Source organism: Microbacterium sp. EG9 (assembly GCF_059759475.1).
The window spans coordinates 208271-225261 of record NZ_CM186217.1 but is presented as its reverse complement, the minus strand read 5'-3'; the positions used below and the strand labels follow the sequence as shown (position 1 = coordinate 225261).

Annotated in this window: 15 protein-coding genes; 6 read left to right on the top strand and 9 right to left on the bottom strand. The window is 72.5% G+C overall.

Annotated features, from left to right (window positions below; genetic code table 11):
- Positions 1-33: 33 nt before the first annotated feature.
- From rpoB to pxpA, 3 genes are all read right to left on the bottom strand, one after another.
- Positions 34-3534 carry a DNA-directed RNA polymerase subunit beta gene (rpoB, locus tag AC6CQV_RS00950; protein ID WP_101306901.1) on the bottom strand — a complete coding sequence of 1167 codons (3501 nt, stop codon included), beginning with the start codon at positions 3532-3534 and terminating at the stop codon, positions 34-36.
- 262 nt (positions 3535-3796) lie between these two features.
- Positions 3797-5434 (bottom strand): 5-oxoprolinase subunit B/C family protein, encoded by a 1638-nt coding sequence (locus tag AC6CQV_RS00945; protein WP_498260022.1) that lies wholly within the window; start codon positions 5432-5434, stop codon positions 3797-3799.
- Positions 5428-6183, bottom strand: a complete 756-nt coding sequence (pxpA, locus tag AC6CQV_RS00940; RefSeq protein WP_498260021.1) for a 5-oxoprolinase subunit PxpA — start codon at positions 6181-6183, stop codon at positions 5428-5430. Before pxpA ends, AC6CQV_RS00945 begins: the two co-directional genes overlap by 7 nt.
- 159 nt (positions 6184-6342) lie before the next feature.
- On the opposite strand from pxpA, the gene AC6CQV_RS00935 reads away from it, so the two are divergent.
- From AC6CQV_RS00935 to AC6CQV_RS00925, 3 genes are all read left to right on the top strand, one after another.
- Complete coding sequence (locus tag AC6CQV_RS00935; protein WP_191009087.1) at positions 6343-7206, top strand: spermidine synthase; 864 nt, start codon at positions 6343-6345, stop codon at positions 7204-7206.
- Between the two features lie 106 nt (positions 7207-7312).
- Positions 7313-7834, top strand: coding sequence for a hypothetical protein (locus AC6CQV_RS00930; protein ID WP_060958389.1), 522 nt, complete (start codon positions 7313-7315; stop codon positions 7832-7834).
- Between the two features lie 29 nt (positions 7835-7863).
- Entirely contained in the window at positions 7864-8373 is a 510-nt protein-coding gene (locus AC6CQV_RS00925) for a SprT-like domain-containing protein (protein ID WP_498260020.1), read from the top strand.
- A 304-nt stretch (positions 8374-8677) separates the two neighbouring features.
- Here the strand turns inward: AC6CQV_RS00925 and AC6CQV_RS00920 are convergent, their stop codons facing one another.
- Positions 8678-9319 carry a 2-phosphosulfolactate phosphatase gene (locus AC6CQV_RS00920; protein ID WP_191009089.1) on the bottom strand — a complete coding sequence of 214 codons (642 nt, stop codon included), beginning with the start codon at positions 9317-9319 and terminating at the stop codon, positions 8678-8680.
- A 39-nt stretch (positions 9320-9358) separates the two neighbouring features.
- Here AC6CQV_RS00920 and AC6CQV_RS00915 point away from each other — a divergent pair, with 39 nt between their 5' ends.
- Positions 9359-9892, top strand: coding sequence for a hypothetical protein (locus AC6CQV_RS00915; protein ID WP_498260019.1), 534 nt, complete (start codon positions 9359-9361; stop codon positions 9890-9892).
- Between the two features lie 41 nt (positions 9893-9933).
- Here the strand turns inward: AC6CQV_RS00915 and AC6CQV_RS00910 are convergent, their stop codons facing one another.
- From AC6CQV_RS00910 to AC6CQV_RS00890, 5 genes are all read right to left on the bottom strand, one after another.
- On the bottom strand, positions 9934-11403 hold the full coding sequence (locus tag AC6CQV_RS00910; protein WP_498260018.1) for an ABC transporter permease: 1470 nt from the start codon (positions 11401-11403) through the stop codon (positions 9934-9936).
- Positions 11400-12161, bottom strand: coding sequence for an ABC transporter ATP-binding protein (locus AC6CQV_RS00905; protein WP_101306906.1), 762 nt, complete (start codon positions 12159-12161; stop codon positions 11400-11402). The genes AC6CQV_RS00910 and AC6CQV_RS00905 overlap by 4 nt, the downstream gene beginning before the upstream one ends.
- A 128-nt stretch (positions 12162-12289) precedes the next feature.
- Positions 12290-12946, bottom strand: a complete 657-nt coding sequence (locus tag AC6CQV_RS00900; protein WP_060958385.1) for a response regulator — start codon at positions 12944-12946, stop codon at positions 12290-12292.
- The gene (locus AC6CQV_RS00895) at positions 12943-14178 is read right to left on the bottom strand and encodes a sensor histidine kinase (protein WP_205283490.1); all 1236 of its coding nucleotides are present in this window, start codon (positions 14176-14178) and stop codon (positions 12943-12945) included. Before AC6CQV_RS00895 ends, AC6CQV_RS00900 begins: the two co-directional genes overlap by 4 nt.
- Positions 14179-14286: 108 nt before the next feature.
- The gene (locus AC6CQV_RS00890; protein WP_101306908.1) at positions 14287-14739 is read right to left on the bottom strand and encodes an Lrp/AsnC family transcriptional regulator; all 453 of its coding nucleotides are present in this window, start codon (positions 14737-14739) and stop codon (positions 14287-14289) included.
- A gap of 72 nt (positions 14740-14811) precedes the next feature.
- Here AC6CQV_RS00890 and AC6CQV_RS00885 point away from each other — a divergent pair, with 72 nt between their 5' ends.
- Entirely contained in the window at positions 14812-16245 is a 1434-nt protein-coding gene (locus AC6CQV_RS00885; protein ID WP_498260017.1) for a DUF6421 family protein, read from the top strand.
- Positions 16238-16909, top strand: coding sequence for an SDR family oxidoreductase (locus tag AC6CQV_RS00880; protein ID WP_498260016.1), 672 nt, complete (start codon positions 16238-16240; stop codon positions 16907-16909). Before AC6CQV_RS00885 ends, AC6CQV_RS00880 begins: the two co-directional genes overlap by 8 nt.
- Positions 16910-16991: the final 82 nt, after the last annotated feature.

Below are 16991 nucleotides of genomic sequence, written 5' to 3'. Positions count from 1 at the left end.
TCCTGTGTCTCAGAAAGTTTCGTAACGGCCGGGTCAGATCTCGTCGATGGACGAGGACTCGAAACGGCTGGAGATGTTGATGCCGAGCTCCTCCGCGGCGCGGAAGGCCTCGTCATCCGTGTCACGGAGGTTCACCGCGGTGCCGTCGGCCGAGAGGACCTCGACGTTCAGGCAGAGCGACTGCATCTCCTTCATGAGCACCTTGAACGACTCGGGGATGCCGGGCTCCTGGATGTTCTCGCCCTTGACGATGGCCTCGTAGACCTTCACGCGGCCGACGATGTCGTCCGACTTGATCGTCAGGAGCTCCTGGAGCGCGTACGCGGCGCCGTAGGCCTCGAGGGCCCACACCTCCATCTCACCGAAGCGCTGACCGCCGAACTGCGCCTTACCACCGAGCGGCTGCTGGGTGATCATCGAGTAGGGGCCGGTCGAACGCGCGTGGATCTTGTCGTCCACGAGGTGGTGCAGCTTCAGGATGTACATGTAGCCGACCGAGATGGGCGCCGGGAACGGCTCGCCGGAGCGGCCGTCGAACAGCGTCGTCTTGCCCGAGCTGTCGATGAGACGCTCGCCGTCGCGGTTGGGCAGCGTCGAGTCGAGCAGACCCGCGATCTCCGCCTCGTGCGCGCCGTCGAACACCGGGGTCGCGACCTTCGTGCCGGGAGCGGCCTCGCGGGCCTCCTCGGGCAGGTGCACGGCCCACTCCGGGGTGCCCTCGACCTTCCAGCCCTGCTTGGCGATCCACCCGAGGTGGGTCTCCAGCACCTGGCCGAAGTTCATTCGACCCGGGATGCCGAGCGGGTTGAGCACGACGTCGACCGGCGTGCCGTCCGCGAGGAACGGCATGTCCTCGACGGGGAGGATCTTCGCGATGACGCCCTTGTTGCCGTGACGGCCGGCGAGCTTGTCACCCTCGGTGATCTTGCGCTTCTGGGCGATGTAGACCACGACGCGACGGTTGACGCCCGAGCCCAGCTCGTCGTCGCCGTCCTCGGCGTTGAACTCCTTGACGGCGATGATCGTGCCCTGCTCGCCGTGGGGCACCTTCAGCGAGGTGTCACGGACTTCGCGGCTCTTCTCGTTGAAGATCGCGCGCAGCAGGCGCTCCTCGGCGCTCAGCTCGGTCTCGCCCTTGGGCGTGACCTTGCCGACGAGGATGTCGCCGGGACGCACCTCGGCGCCGATGCGGACGATGCCGCGCTCGTCGAGGTCCTTCAGCAGGTCGGGGCTGACGTTGGGGAGGTCACGGGTGATCTCCTCCTTGCCGAGCTTGGTGTCGCGGGCATCCACCTCGTACTCCTCGATGTGGATCGAGGAGAGGGTGTCGTTCTTGACGAGGTCCTGGCTGAGGATGATGGCGTCCTCGAAGTTGTGACCCTCCCACGTCATGAACGCGACGAGCAGGTTCTTCCCGATCGCCAGCTCACCGTTCTCGGTGGCGGGGCCGTCGGCGATGACCTCGCCGACCTCGACCCGGTCGCCCGCCGAGACGATGACGCGCTGGTTGTAGGAGTTGCCCTGGTTGGAGCGGTCGAACTTGCGCAGGAAGTAGTCCTTCGTGCCGCCCTCGTCGAGCTGCACGGTGACGACGTCGGCGGAGACCTCCATGACGACACCGGCCTTGTCGGCGGTGATGACGTCACCGGCGTCGATCGCGGCGTAGCCCTCCATACCGGTCCCGACGAACGGCGAGTCGCTGCGCAGCAGCGGCACGGCCTGACGCTGCATGTTCGCACCCATGAGGGCGCGGTTGGCGTCGTCGTGCTCGAGGAACGGGATGAGCGAGGTGCCGACCGACACCATCTGGCGCGGCGAGACGTCCATGTAGCCGATCTCGTCGGCGTGGAACAGGTCGACCTCGCCGCCCTTGCCGCGGCGGGCGAGGACGCGCTCGGTGGCGAACGAGCCGTCGGCGGCGAGCTCGGCGCCCGCCTGCGCGACGATGTAGTCGTTCTCCTCGGATGCCGTGAGGTAGTCGATCTGGTCGGTGACCTTGCCCTCGACCACGCGGCGGTACGGCGTCTCGATGAAGCCGAACGCGTTGATGCGGGCGAACGAGGCGAGCGAGCCGATCAGACCGATGTTCGGGCCTTCCGGCGTCTCGATCGGGCACATGCGGCCGTAGTGCGACGGGTGGACGTCGCGGACCTCGACGCCGGCGCGCTCACGCGACAGACCGCCGGGGCCCAGGGCCGACAGGCGGCGCTTGTGGGTCAGACCCGCGAGCGGGTTGTTCTGGTCCATGAACTGCGACAGCTGCGAGGTTCCGAAGAACTCCTTGATCGCGGCGACGACGGGGCGCACGTTGATCAGGGTCTGCGGCGTGATGGCCTCGATGTCCTGCGTGGTCATGCGCTCGCGGACGACGCGCTCCATGCGGGACAGACCCGTGCGGACCTGGTTCTGGATGAGCTCGCCGACGGCGCGGATGCGACGGTTGCCGAAGTTGTCGATGTCGTCGACGTCGAGACGGATCTCCGCGGCCTGACCGCCCCGGACACCCGGGATCGTCGTGTCGCCGTTGTGGAGGGCGACGAGGTACTTGATCGTCGCGACGATGTCGTCGACGGTGAGCACCGAGTCGCTCAGCGGCTTGTCGAGGCCGAGCTTCTGGTTGATCTTGTAGCGACCCACCTTGGCCAGGTCGTAGCGCTTCGGGTTGAAGTAGAAGTTGTCCAGCAGCGCGCGCGCGGCCTCGGCGGCGACCTGCTCGCCCGGACGGAGCTTGCGGTAGATGTCGCGGAGCGCGTCCTCCTTGGTGAGGATCGTGTCCTTGCTCAGCGTGTCGGCGATCGACTCGTAGCCGGCGAACTCGGCGAGGATGTCCTCGCTCGACAGGCCGAGGGCCTTGAGGAAGACGGTGACGGACTGCTTGCGCTTGCGGTCGATGCGCACGCCCACCTGGTCGCGCTTGTCGATCTCGAACTCGAGCCATGCGCCACGGCTGGGGATGACGCGCGCCGAGACGATGTCCTTGTCGCTGGTCTTGTCGGGGGTCTTGTCGAAGTAGACGCCCGGGCTGCGGACCAGCTGGGAGACGACGACACGCTCGGTGCCGTTGATGATGAACGTGCCCTTGCCGGTCTGCAGGGGGAAGTCGCCCATGAAGACCGTCTGGGTCTTGATCTCACCGGTGAGGTGGTTCATGAACTCGGCCTCGACGTACAGCGGCGCGGCGTACGTCTTGCCGCGCTCCTTGCACTCCTCGATCGAGTACTTCTCCGGCTCCAGGTACGGGTTCGTGAAGCTCAGCTGCATCGTCTCGCCGAGGTCCTCGATCGGCGAGATCTCCTCGAAGATCTCCTCGAGGCCGCTGGTCTCGGGCACGTCGGTGCGACCGGTCTCCTTCGCCTCTGCGACGCGAGCCTTCCAGGCGTCGTTGCCGACGAGCCAGTCGAAGGACTCCGTCTGCAGCGCGAGAAGGTCGGGGACCGTCAGCGTGTCGGAGATCTTGGCGAACGACAGGCGCGATGCGCCGCGGCCGTTCTTGGGGGTGGTGGTGGAATTGGTTGCGTTGCGCGCAGCAGCCAAGGGGATTACCTCCATGAGCCCGGGCAGGGGCTGGTTTCCTTGTCGTCAGGTGGAGTGCTCCGTTCCACTCCTGCGCAACACACCCCGACATGTCGGGGGCGCACAGGCACAAGCCGACCACCATATGAGGGCATGGGGGAAGGGAGCGCAACTACCCACTATAGTCCGGGCGACGCGCCATGTCCAGTCGATTCTTGACGCGTGCCGGATGCTGCGGTATAAACGCGCGACGCGGCGTCCGCCCGGCACCGTGCGGAGCCCCTCAGAGGACCGTCCGTGCGTGGCGGAAGCGGATGCGGGTGCCCGGTCGCGCCTGGCCGAGCGCGTCGCGGTCGGCGTCCGTGACGACCGCGACGACGGGATAGCCGCCCGTCACCGGACCGTCGGGCCCGAGGATGACGGGGCGCCCGTCCGGGGGCACCTGGATCGCCCCCGGGAGCATCCCCTCGCTCGGGATCTCGGCGGTGTCGGTGCGCTCGAGCCCCGGTCCGTCCAGACGGATGCCGACGCGGTCGGCCTGTGCGGACACGGTCCACACGGCGTCGTAGAGCGGTGCGAGCGTGCGGACCAGGTGTGCGCGCGGGCCGGGGGCGAGCGCGACCTCGAGGTCGGCGCCGGGCGGGCTCCACGGCCGCAGGTCGTCGGCGGGGAGGGGCCCCGCCACGGCGTCGCCGACGACGAGCGCCGTGTCCGCCGACAGCGGCGACGGCCCGAGACCGGCGAGGGTGTCGGTCGCGCGCGAGCCCCACAGCCGCGGGGCCTCGACGCCGCCGCGCAGGGCGAGGTAGCCGCGCGCGCCGTGATCGAACCAGTCGACGCGCAGCTCCGTGCCCGGCGGCCAGCGATGGGCAGCATACGGGTCGACCGGGCGACCGTCCAGGAGGACCGGACCCCACGCCCCGGCGACCGCGAACCAGACGTCGTCGGATGCCGCGGCCTCGCGTACGGCGCGGAACCCGCCCATCGTGATCTCGATGCCGGCGGCGTTCTCGTCGGTGCCGACGAGCCGGTTCGCCGTCCGCAGTGCCGCCCGGTCGGCGGCTCCGGAGACCGCGACGCCCGCCGCGAGCGCGCCCGGCCGCCCCTGGTCCTGCACGGTGGCGAGCAGCCCCGGCGCGAGGACGCGGATCGCGGCCGCATCCGCTCGTCCGCCCGCGGGCGCCGCCGCGCGCCCGTGAGAAACCATCGGCGCACCGAGACCACGCTCGGCATGCGATGTCTCGGTGCGCAATCGCGGTCTCGCGGACACGGCGGGCGTCGCCGAGGCGGCGGGGAGGGGCACGAAGCGGACGAGATCGCCGGGCTGGAGGAGCGCGGGTGTCGCGGCATCCGGATCGAACAGCGGCGCCGAGGTCGTGCCGATCAGCTGCCACCCGCCGGGCGTCGCGCGGGGGTACGCGCCGGAGAACGCGCCGGCGAGGCCGACCGCGCCGGCCGGAACACGGGGGCGCGGACGTGCACGTCGCGGCACGTCGAACCGCCAGTCGGGGCTCACGAGATAGCCGAAACCCGGCGCGAAGCCCGTGAAGGCGACCGTCCAGCGCGCCGCGGCGTGCCGGCGCACCAGCTCGGCGGGGCGGATCGCGAGCAGGGATGCCGCCTCCGCGAGGTCGTCGCCGTCGTAGACCACCGGGATCTCGACCGTGCGGGGCGTGCGCGCCGGCGCGGGCGTCCCGTCGGCGACGGCCGCGGCGATCCACGCTCGCGCCGCCGTCAGCGGCAGCACGGCGGGGTCGACGACCACCAGCACCGTCCGCGCGGCCGGGACGAGGTCGACGACCCCGTCGATGCGCCCGGACGACAGCCGCGCGTGGAGGGCGAGCACGCGCTCGAGCCCATCCGTCTCGACGAGCAGGCCGCGGTCGCCGAACGGGCGGACGGAGACGGCGTCGGTCACCACGGCGCAGCGACCGCGATGCCCGCGGCATCCAGGGCGCGCCGTACGGCGCGGGCCATCTCGACCGCGCCCGGGGAGTCGCCGTGCACGCACAGCGACACCGCGCCGGTGTCGAGCAGGGTGCCGTCGACGGCCTCGACCACGCCGTCGCGCGCGAGCCGCACGGCGCGGTCGGCGACCTGACCCGGGTCGCGGAGGAGGGCGCCGGGCGCTCCGCGCGGGACGAGCGCGCCGTCGGGCAGATAGCCGCGATCGAGGAACGCCTCGCGGCGGAAGGGCAGCCCGGCGCGCGCCGCCTCGGCGGCGATGAGGCCGTCGAGGCCGAGGATCGGGACGGCGCGCCCGAGCCGGGCGGACAGCGCGGCGACGGCGCCGACGACCGCCGCGGCGTGGGCAGCGTCGTCGCGGACCGCGTGATAGAGCGCGCCGTGCGGCTTGACGTAGCGGATGTCGGCGCCCGCGGCGTCGAGGGCGGACAGCTGCGCGTCGAGGCTCGCCCGCAGGTCGGCCGGGCCGATCGCGATCCGCGCCCGCCCGAAGCCGGCCCGGTCGGGATAGGACGGGTGCGCGCCGATCGCGACCTCCGTCGCCGTGGAGCGTTCGACCGCCGCGCGCATCGCGGCGGCGTCGCCGGCGTGGCCGCCGCAGGCGATCGAGGCGCTCGAGATCACCGCGAACATCGCGTCGTCGTCGCCGGTGGGCACCCCGTCGACCGTCTCGCCCAGATCGGCGTTGAGATCGATGACCGCCACGCTCCGAGCGTACCCGCGGGGTCCTCGGCGCGGCGCACATGGCCGACGTGCACAACTCCTCCTCCTTGTCGCAAGGCGAGGCTCTCGCAGGTGATGGGGCAGGTCGAGGCGGAGTTGTGCACGCTGCTCCCGACCCGGCACGCCCGGTAGCGTGGGGGCATGGCCCGGGCACGCGTGGAGGACGACGGACCGCAGGCGCGCCTGTCCGACGGCACGCTCGCGCGCGTCGTGCCGAGCCGGTTCGCGGGCGGGTACGAGCTCGACGTGGACGGCACGCCGCAGTCGCACGTCGACCTGGACGACCCCAGCCACCTCCACTTCGAGTACGTGGCACGGATGGGCGCGGTCATCGACCGTCTCCGGATGCCGGGGCAGCCCCTCACCGCCGTCCACCTCGGCGCGGGCGCCCTCACCCTCCCCCGCTACGTCGAGCACACGCGGCCGGGCTCGCGCCAGCAGGTGATCGAGCTGGAGCAGCCGCTCGTCGACCTCGTCCGCGCGCAGCTGCCGCTCCCCCGCGGCGCGCAGATACGGGTGCGGATCGGCGACGCCCGCGACGTCGCGGCCCGACTGCCGGCCGGGCTGCAGGGCGCCGCCGACCTCGTCGTGTCCGACGTCTTCGCCGGGGCGCAGACTCCCGCGCACCTGACGACGGTGGAGTACTTCCGCATCCTCGCGGGCCTGCTCGCTCCCGACGGCGTGCTGCTCGTCAACGTGGCCGACGGCGCCGGCCTCGCCTTCGCGCGCCGCGAGGTCGCGACGGTGCGGGCGGTGCTGTCGGAGGTGATCGTCCTCGCGGAGGTGCAGACCCTCAAGGGGCGCCGCTTCGGAAACCTCGTCATCGCGGCCTCGCCGTCGCCCCTTCCGGTCGAGTGGCTCCCGCGCCTGATGGCCGCGGGCCCCCACCCGGCGAAGGTGGCCCAGGGCGCCGAGCTCGACGAGTTCGCCCGGGGCGCGCAGGTCGCGACGGATGCCGACGCCACCGCATCCCCCAAGCCCGCCGCATCGGTCTTCGAGCGTTGAGAATCCGGCGGCGCGGCGTGTGCGCACGGGCTCGCCGCGGCGGTCGGGTGAGACTGGACGGGCGCGCCGCACGCCCGCGCGATCCGGACGGAGGAGGGGGCTGCCGATGAGCTACATCAAGGGATACGACCCGCAGACCCTGCGGGAGATCGTCGACCCCGTCGACTGCCGGGAACGCCTCGACGAACTGGGAGACCAGCGGAGCCTCCCCGCGCTCCTCGAGCGGGTCTGGCTGCTGAAGGTGCTCGATCGCCTCGACGAGTCGCTCGTCGTGTCCGAGCAGTCGGTGCGGGTCGCCCGCATGGGCGGCACGCGCAAAGACCTGCTGCGCGCACGGATCCTGCACGCGAGCGTGCTGCAGTTCCGCGGGGCGTTCGCGGCAGCGCACCAGGAGCTGACGACCTGCGCCGAGGAGGCGGAGGGCCAAGGGTGGGCCGCCCTGGCCGCGTTCGCCTTCCAGCACCGCGGGAAGGTGAGCTACGAGGCCGAGGACTTCGCCGACGCGCGCGCCGACTTCAAGCGCGCCCTGTTCCTGCGTCAGCAGGCGGGTGCTCCCGAGGAGCAGCTCGAGTCGACGCTGCTCGCCATCGAGGCCGCCGATCGTCGTCGCACGGCTGTCGCCAGCTGAATGTCGCAGCCCCTCTCTAGCGTGACCGCATGACCGATCTGGACGTCGTCCGGCGCGAGGCCGAAGAGCTGATCCACGCGCATCTCGACACCTCCTGGACGTTCGCGTTCGACAACGCGAAGCGACGGGCCGGCGCCTGCGACTACACCCGCCGGCGTATCACCGTGTCGCGCTACCTCGCCGCCCGCTACGACGACGAGACCAACCGGCAGACGCTCCTGCACGAGATCGCCCACGCCCTCGCCGGACCGCGCACCGGCCACGGGGCGGCGTGGAAACGCACGGCGCGCGCACTCGGCTACACGGGCGGAACCACCCACCACGGCGAGACGGCCACCGAGCTCGCCCCCTGGGTCGGCGTGTGCCCCGCGGGTCACGTCGCCTATCGGCACCGCCGCGCGACGCGCCCCACCTCGTGCGCCCGGTGCTCGCGCTCGTTCGACGACCGGTTCCTGTTCACCTGGACCCGGCGTGAGATCTCCTCGGCCACGCGGCGCGCGGCGATGACACCGCGCGAGACCGTCGGCGCCGGGCGCTGACGGCGCCGCTGCCGGGCGCCGCGTTTCGACTCGTCGCTGCGCTCCTCGCTCAACGACCGGGGAGTGCGGTCGGGCGTTTCGACTCTTCCCTGCGCTCCTCGCTCAACGACCGGCGGGAGGGCAGGCGTTTCGACTCGTCGCTGCGCTCCTCGCTCAACGACCGGAGGGCGGGCGGGCGCCGCGTTTCGACTCGTCGCTGCGCTCCTCGCTCAACGACCGGGGGGGGTGGCGGGGGCCCGGTCGTTGAGCGAGCGCAGCGAGTCGAAACGCCCCGAGCCGAGCGGAAGCACCCCGAAGCGCCGGGTCAGGCGTAGGCCACGAACACGCCCGCGCGCAGGACGGGCACGGATGCCGCGGCATCCACCTCTGCGGCCGCGAGCACCTCGTCACGCGCGTCGCGTCCGATGAGCTCCTGTCCCGAGCCGCTCGCCGTGAGGAGGTGGCGGACGGCGGGCCGCAGCCCGCGGAAGGCCTCGCCCGCGGCGGCGGCTTCGGGCGACGTGTGGTCGATGCCGCGCGCACCCAGGGCGTCGATGACGGCTCCCGCGCCGAGCAGGTCCTCGACGGCGAACCGCAGCCGCGCATCGGACTCGCGGCCGGAGAGCTCACCGGCGGCGAGCACGAGGATGCTCGTGCGCGCGCCGCGGCGGCGCTGCTCCGCGAGGATCGCGTCGGCCACGGCGGCCGCATTCACGAGCGCACCGAGCAGCACGACGGCGCCGGTCGCGCCCGCACGCGCCGCGATCGCGGCACCGTTCACCGACGCGGCGTGCGCGGCGTCGTCCAGCGCCACCGCGTCTCCGGTCGCGACGCGGCGGGCGACCGTGCTGGAGAACCGCAGGACGTCGACGACGACCACGACGTCGGACGCCGCGACGCGATCGAGGCCGTCGGCACCCCATTCGAGGCGCACCTGGTACCGGGACTGATCGAACGGGGAGGCCATGTCTCCAGGCTACGGGGGCACCGGTGCGAGACTGGCGGTATGCGGATCATGCTCAAGCTCGTCCTCGACTGCGATGCGGATGCCGCGTGGCGCGCCCTGCACTCACCGCGGGCGGTCGCCGACCTCTACGGTCCGTTCCTCGACCTCGCGCCGCTCGCCGCCGAAGGCCTGCCGACCAGACTCGTGCCGGGCGCCGACGTCCCGGTGGCGATGGGCGTCGCCGGCGTCGTCCCGCTCGGATCGCAGCTGATCCACGTCAGCGAGCGGCACACGGTCGATGCCCACGGCCCCGTGCGGATCTTCCGCGACAGCGGCATCCCGCTGACGGGACCGCTGGCCGCCCTCGACGTGTGGGACCACCAGATGGCGGTGGCGCCGGCGCCGGGCGACCCGTCGAAGACGCTGTGGCGCGACCGGCTCGTGATCGGCGGGGCCGCCGCGCCCGCGCTCTGGCCGGTGCTCTGGGCGACGTGGCAGTGGCGCGGCGCCCGCCTCGCCGCGCTCGCGCCGACCTGGGCCTTCGACCCCGACGCCCACCGCGACGAATCGCCGACTGTCGCGGTCGAAGCCTGACCGCGACAGCCGGCACCGGACACCCCCAGGCATCCGGGTCCTCACTCGGCGAGCGCCTCCACGGCCGTCACCCGCGTCGCCAACCGCGTCGGGACGACCGTCGCGACGACGGTGAGGAGCGCAGTGGCCAGCACCACGACGAGCACCGGCATCCACGGCACGGCCGGGACCACCAGCGTCGGCGCGGAGAGCGCGGGCGGCACGGCCACCGAGCCGAGCAGCGACTGCGCGGCCACCCACCCGTAGGCGACGCCCAGCACGAGCCCGAAGGTGAGCGCCGTGATGGTGACGTGCACGGCCTCGAGCAGCACGACCCGTCGCACCTGGCGGGAGGAGAGGCCGAGGGCCCGCAGCAGTCCGAGCTCGCGACGTCGCTGGACGACGCCGATCGTCAGCAGGTTGACGAGGCCGACGGCGGCGATCACGGCCGAGACGGCGACCAGTCCCATCATGATGGCGGCGAAGGTGTCGAGCACGCGATCGAGCTCCGCGGGCGGCGTTCCCCCCGACGACGACGCCATCACGGCTTTGACCGATGCGCCGGCGACCGCGAACATCACGACGAGCGTCACGCCCATGACCACCCCGATCGCCATGCGGCTCGCCCGCTCGGGGTAACGCAGGGCGTTCTCGGCCGCGAGTCGCGCCGGCGCCGACCGGCCGAACAGGCGTCCGGTGAGGCGCAGCAGCGGCGGCATGACGATGACGGCGCCGAGGGTCAGGCCGGTGAAGGAGAGGATGCCGCCGAAGAAGGCGACGATGACGCCGAGCGGCGACACGAGCCCGACGACGACGCCTCCGGCCAACAGCGCCGCCCCGGCGAAAGACAGGATGACGGCCGCGACATCGCGCGCCGGCGAGCGGGTCTGCTCGTGCGTGCGTGGGGCCGATCCGGCGAGCGCCTGCAACGGGGTGACGGTCAGCACCCGCCGCGATCCGCTCCATGCACCCGCCCACGTGGTCAGCGCGACGACGGCGGCGGGCAGAAGCAGCACCGGCTGCGCGACGGCGTAGCCGGCGGTGATGCCCAGCAGCGCGTCGGCGAGCCGCACCAGGACGGCGGCGGCCGCGGTGCCCACCGCCAGACCGACCACGGCACCGATGATCCCGACGCCGAGACCCTGTCGGCCGACCTCCTGGCGCTGGGCACGGGCGGACGCGCCGATGAGGCGCATCATGGCGATGTGACGGGTGCGCCCGGCGACGATCGTCGCGAAGGTGTTCGCCGTCACGATCGCGGCGACGTACACGGCGACGCCGACGAGCAGGACGCTGAGGATGCCGAGCACGATCGCGACCGTCTCGCTGTTGCCGAGATACGGGTCGGAGCGCGCCCATGCCGCGATGTAGCCCGTCGCGGTGAGCAGCAGCACACCGAAAGCCGCGGAGATGGCGGCGACGAGCACGGTCGCGCCCATCCCCCGCTCGCGCACCCACGCGAGCCGCGACGCGCGGGACGTGATCGCCGCCGGCGCGCCGAGCGAGACCGGATCGGCCACGGCGGCGCTCACACCGCCACCTCGGACGCGAGCATGAACGCCGAGACCTGCTCCGCGCTCTGCCGGGGCTTGTCGGCGACGACCCGCCCGTCCCCGAGGAAGAGGACGCGATCGGCGTGGGCGGCCGCGATCGGATCGTGGGTGACCATCGCGATCGACTGCCCGTGCTCGCGGCTCGCGGTCCGCAGCAGCGCGAGCACCTCACGGCTGGAGCGCGAGTCGAGGTTGCCGGTCGGCTCGTCGGCGAACACCAGGTCGGGTGCGGTGGCGAGGGCGCGCGCGATCGCCACGCGCTGTTGCTGCCCGCCCGACAGCTCGTGGGGGCGGTGCCGCAGTCGATCGCGCACGCCGAGGGAGTCGATGAGGCTCTCGATGCGGGCGCGCTCCAGCGCCGTGGGCCGGCGCCCGTCGAGGTCGAACGGCAGCAGGATGTTGCTCAGCGCGTCGAGGGTCGGCACGAGGTTGAAGGACTGGAAGACGAAGCCGATGCGCCGGCGCCGCAGCAGGGTGAGCTCGAGGTCGGACAGCCCCGTGATCTCGGTGTCGCCGATCCAGGCACGGCCCGTCGTGGCGGCATCCAGTCCGGCCATGATGTGCATGAGCGTGGACTTGCCCGACCCGGAGGGCCCCATGATCGCGGTGAACTCCCCGCGACGGATGCCGACGGTCACGCCGTCGAGTGCGCGCACCCCCGTCTCGCCGGCTCCGTAGGTCTTCGTGACGCTCTGCACCCGGGCGGCGAGGCCCAGCTCGGTGGTCGTGATCTCCATGCCCCTCACGCTACGGACGCGACCACGGGCACCGCGTCGGCCTGCGGTCGCGAACGCGTACATCGCGAGGATGACGCACCCGGACGGTCGGGGGCGGCCCCGCCGCCGACCGGCGGGTCATCCGAGGGTCAGGCCAGCCCGTGCTCGAAGGCGAACACGACGAGCTGCACCCGGTCGCGGAGGGAGAGCTTGCCGAGGATGCGGCTGATGTGCGTCTTCACGGTCGCCTCGGAGAGGAACTCCCGTTGCGCGATCTCGGCGTTGGACAGTCCTCGGGCGGCGAGGGCGAAGATCTCGCGCTCGCGATCCGTCAGCTCGGTGAAGGTCTCGGGGATGGTGCGCGACGGCTCGGAGAACTGCGCGAACAGCTCGCGGGTCGCCGAGGCGGCGATGACCGCCGATCCCGACTGCACCGTCCGGATCGCGGCGAGCAGGAACTCCGGGTCGGCGTCCTTGAGGAGGAAGCCGCTGGCCCCCTGCCGGATCGCCCGCGCGGCCGCCTCGTCGAGGTCGAACGTGGTGAGCATGACGATGCGGGGCGGGTCGGCGGCCAGCGTCGGATCGGCGAGGAGCTCGGCCGTCGCGGCGAGGCCGTCCATCACCGGCATCCGGATGTCCATCAGCACGACGTCGGGCCGGGTCTGGCGCACGACGCGCACGCCCTCGGCGCCGTCGCCCGCCTCGCCGACGACCGCGAGGTCGGACTGCGAATCGATCACCATGCGGATCCCCGCACGGAAGAGGGCCTGGTCGTCGACGAGGACGACCCTGATCGGGGCGCTCATGCCTGTCCCCCGGCGGCGGACGGCGCGATCGGCAGCCGCGCCCGCACGACGAACAGGGCGCCCTGCCGGCTCGCGTCGAGCTGGCCTCCGACCAGCTGCGCACGCTCGCGCATGCCGATCAGGCCGTGCCCGCGGTACTCCTCGGCGGATCGGTCGCCGGCGACGGAGCCGCCCGCGGTCTCGACAGGGGCGACGGGATTGCGCACGGTCAGTTCCACTCCCCCAGCGTGCCACGCGAGATCGACGCCCACGGCCGCATCGGCGCCGTGGCGGAGCGCGTTCGTGAGCGCCTCCTGCAGAATGCGGAACACCGCGAGCTGCACGGCCGCGGGCACCTCCCCGACCGGTGCCGGATCGACGTCGACCCGGAGCGTCACACCCGCCGCACGCACCTGCGCGTAGAGCTGCTCGAGGTCGGCGAGGGTCGGCTGCGGGCCCTCCGCCTGCGTGTGGCGCAGCTGGGTCAGCAGCATCCGGACGTCGGAGAGCGCGGCGCGGGCCGTCGTGGAGATGGTGCCGAGCGTCACGGCGGCGACGGCGGGGTCGGATGCCGCGGCGTACCGCGCCCCGTCGGCCTGGGCGATGACGACGGCCAGAGAGTGGGCGACGACGTCGTGCATGTCTCGCGCGATGCGGGTGCGCTCCGCCTCGGCGACGGCGGTGGCCTCGGCGAGCTCCTGCGCGCGACGGTTCTCGCGGGCGCGCAGGCTCGTTCTGACCAGGGCGCCGGCGGTCCAGGCGAGCAGGAGGGCGAAGGCGGCGGAGGCGAAGGTCGCCGCGGTGGCGAAGACGTAGGTGCCGATGCCGCTGGTGGTCCACTGGCCGAGCACGAGCGGCATGACGATGATGTAGATCGCGATGGCCACCGCCCCCAGCAGCGACGACGCGAACCCGAACCAGAAGGTGCGCCGCGCGCCGTAGGCCGCGGTCGTGTAGAGCACCCCGAAGATGGCGATGTTCGCCGGCAGCGGCGGCAGGCCGGTGGCCATCTGGAGGACCGCGGCGGCCCAGCAGACCGCGAGGGCGAGCTCGGGTGCCAGGCGGCGGACCGCGGCGGCCCCGGAGAAGACGAGGGTGAGCGCGAGCGCGACGATCAGCGCGACCCGCGAGGGGACCATCGCCGACCCGATCCCGTCGGACGGCACGAGCGTCGCGAACAGTGCGAACAGCGCGAACAGGCCGGCCGCGACGATGTCGACGGTCAGCTGCATGCGGGTCAGCGTCCGAAACACGCTACGACGCTACGCGACCGCCGCGCGCGGCGGCATCCATCGAGCGATGTATCGCCGTCGGCGCGCGCCGGGCCGGATCGGACCGCCTGGTTCGCGCGGTCCGCGCCGTCAGCCCGACTGCGGCACCAGCGGTCGGTGCTCGTAGAAGGTCTGCAGCACGACGGTCGTGCGGGTGCGGACCGCGGCGGCGAGCCGGATCTCACGCACGAGGTCTTCGAGGGCGCGCGGCGACGCTACACGGGCGAAGAGCATGTAGCTGGCGTCACCGGCGATGGAGTGGCAGGCCTCGATCGCGTCGAGGTGCTCGAGGAGCTCGGGGGCGTTGTCGGGCTGAGCCGGGTCGAGCGGAGTGATCTCGATGAAGGCGGCCAGCGGGCGCCCGACCGCCTCGGCGTCGACGAGCGCGCGGTAGCCGGTGACGACGCCACGCGACTCCAGCCGCTTGAGGCGGGCCTGGACGGCGGAGATCGAGAGCCCGACCGCGGCCGACAGGTCGGCGAGCGTCATCCGGCCGTCTCTCGAAACCTCGGCCACGATCCGACGGTCGACATCATCTTCCATGCATGGAAGAATATCCGATGAGAGGCAGTCTTGCCGTAAATATTCCTGTCTCGACGAGCGGAGGTGCCCACCATGTCCCTTTACACGCCCACGAAGTCCGTCATCGGAGAGCCCGAGGTCGTCGAAGACGACCGACCGATGGTGCCGCTCGAGCAGCAGCCCGCCTGGCAGGCGCTGAAGGATGCCGTCGGCCGGCTGCAACCGCTGCAGGCGCAGGACGGCTCGGTTCCCGGCGACGCCGACCGCGCCGTCGCCGCCGACCTCATCGACACCATCGCCGCCGGCATCCGCACCCTCGCACCGCTGTTCCCGCACGACGCCGACTACCTCTCGACCTGCGTCGTCGACCTCCGCCGGTGGGCGGACGCCGACTTCCCCGTGCCGGACTTCCTCGACTCGCTGGTCGCCTTCCAGCCCCAGCGCGCCCGTGTGGATGGCCTCCGCCACCTCGTCGTGTTCCCGATGTACACGCAGAACGGGTCGCGCGACCGGCACCTCGAGGCCGTGCTCTGCGAGGTGATCTGGCCGGAGTTCATCGGCGAGCTGGAGCAGACCTACACCAACGGCCTGTTCGTCTCGCTGCGGCTGATCGACTTCACCTCGGGCTACGACACCAACTCCGCCGTGCTCTTCCCCGAGACGGTGGCGATGCGCGAGATCCCCTCGTTCACGTGGGGGGCGATCTTCCAGGACCGCGAGGCCGCACGCTTCCGGCGGGTGGTGGCCGCGGCATCCGAGATCACCAAGCTCGACGTGCCGGACGGCGTCGCCCGGATGCTCGCCGATCAGGGCCTCACCGAGCGGACGTTCGTCATGTGGGACCTCATCCACGACCGCAGCCACATGCGCGGCGACCTGCCGTTCGACCCGTTCATGATCAAGCAGCGCATGCCCTACTTCCTCTACACGCTCGAGGAGCTGCGCTGCGACCTCACGGCGTACCGGGAATGCGTGGGCATCGCCGCGCGACTGTCGGCACGCGCGGCGGACGGTCACCCGCTGACGGATGCCGAGACGGCCATGCTCGACCACGCGCGCCTGGTGCAGTACGCCGTGATCTTCGATCGGATCTTCCGGTTCGCGATCACCGGCTCGCGCGTGCGCAACTACGACGGCCTCGGCGGCCAGCTGCTGTTCGCGTGGCTGCACCGGCGCGGGGTGCTGCACTGGACCGACACCGCGCTCGCCTTCGACTGCGACGGGGTGCCGGACGCCGTCATCGCCCTCAGCGACGCGATCGACCGCCTGTACTGGGAGTCGATCGACCGCCCCAAGGTCGCCCACTGGCTCGCGGCCTACGACCTCGTGCGCAGCGTCGTGACCCCGCATCCGGCCTCGGCCTGGGCGCGCGGCCTGCCCGACGACGTGCTCGCCGGCGCGCCGAAGGGGTACACCGACGCGGTGCTCGACGACGAGTTCCCGCTCTCGATGTTCTTCGAGGCGCTCGACAAGAAGATGCAGGGCGTCATCGCCTCGACGGCGGGCATCACGGGTCGCGATGGGTGACGGGGTCCGCGGGCGCACGGTCGTGATCGCGGGTGCCACGAGTGCGAGCGGGCGCGCGGCGGTGCGCGCGCTCCGGGGCGCCGGGGCGGTCGCGATCGCCGTGGGCCGCGACGACGCGAAGCTCGGCGGGCTGCGCGATCTCGGCGCGCGGACCGCGGTGTGCGATCTGACCGACGAGGCCGAGGTGGGCGCGTTCGCGGCGGCGCTCCGCGCCGACGGGACGCCGGTGGACGGCATCCTGCACCTCGTCGGCGGATGGCGCGGCGGCGGCGGGCTGCCGGGCCAGAGCGACGCCGATTACCGCGCGCTCGAGGCCGGACTGACCGCCCAGCGGCACGTCACCCGCGCCTTCTGGGGCGACCTGATCGCCTCGGATGCCGCGCGGGTTGCGATCGTCTCCTCGACCGCGGTCGCGCGCCCGCTGGCGGGGGGCGCCAACTACGCCGCCGTCAAGGCGGCGGAGGAGGCGTGGGCGCGGGCGATGGCCCAGGGGTTCGCCGCGGATGCCCGCGGCGCGCACCGCGCGCCGGCGGCGGCATCCACGATCTTCCGGGTGCGCGCGCTCGAGGGTCTGGAGGAGGAGCTCGCGGCGGCGTTCCTCGGCCTCTGGGACCGGGGAGCGGACGAGGTCAACGACGCCGTCATCACCCTCGGCCCGGGCTGAACTCCTCCATCGCACGCCCCTGGCCGCCGGACGCGGCCCCGTCGCCCCATACGCCCGCCTCGATGGAGGAGTTCGGGCCAGG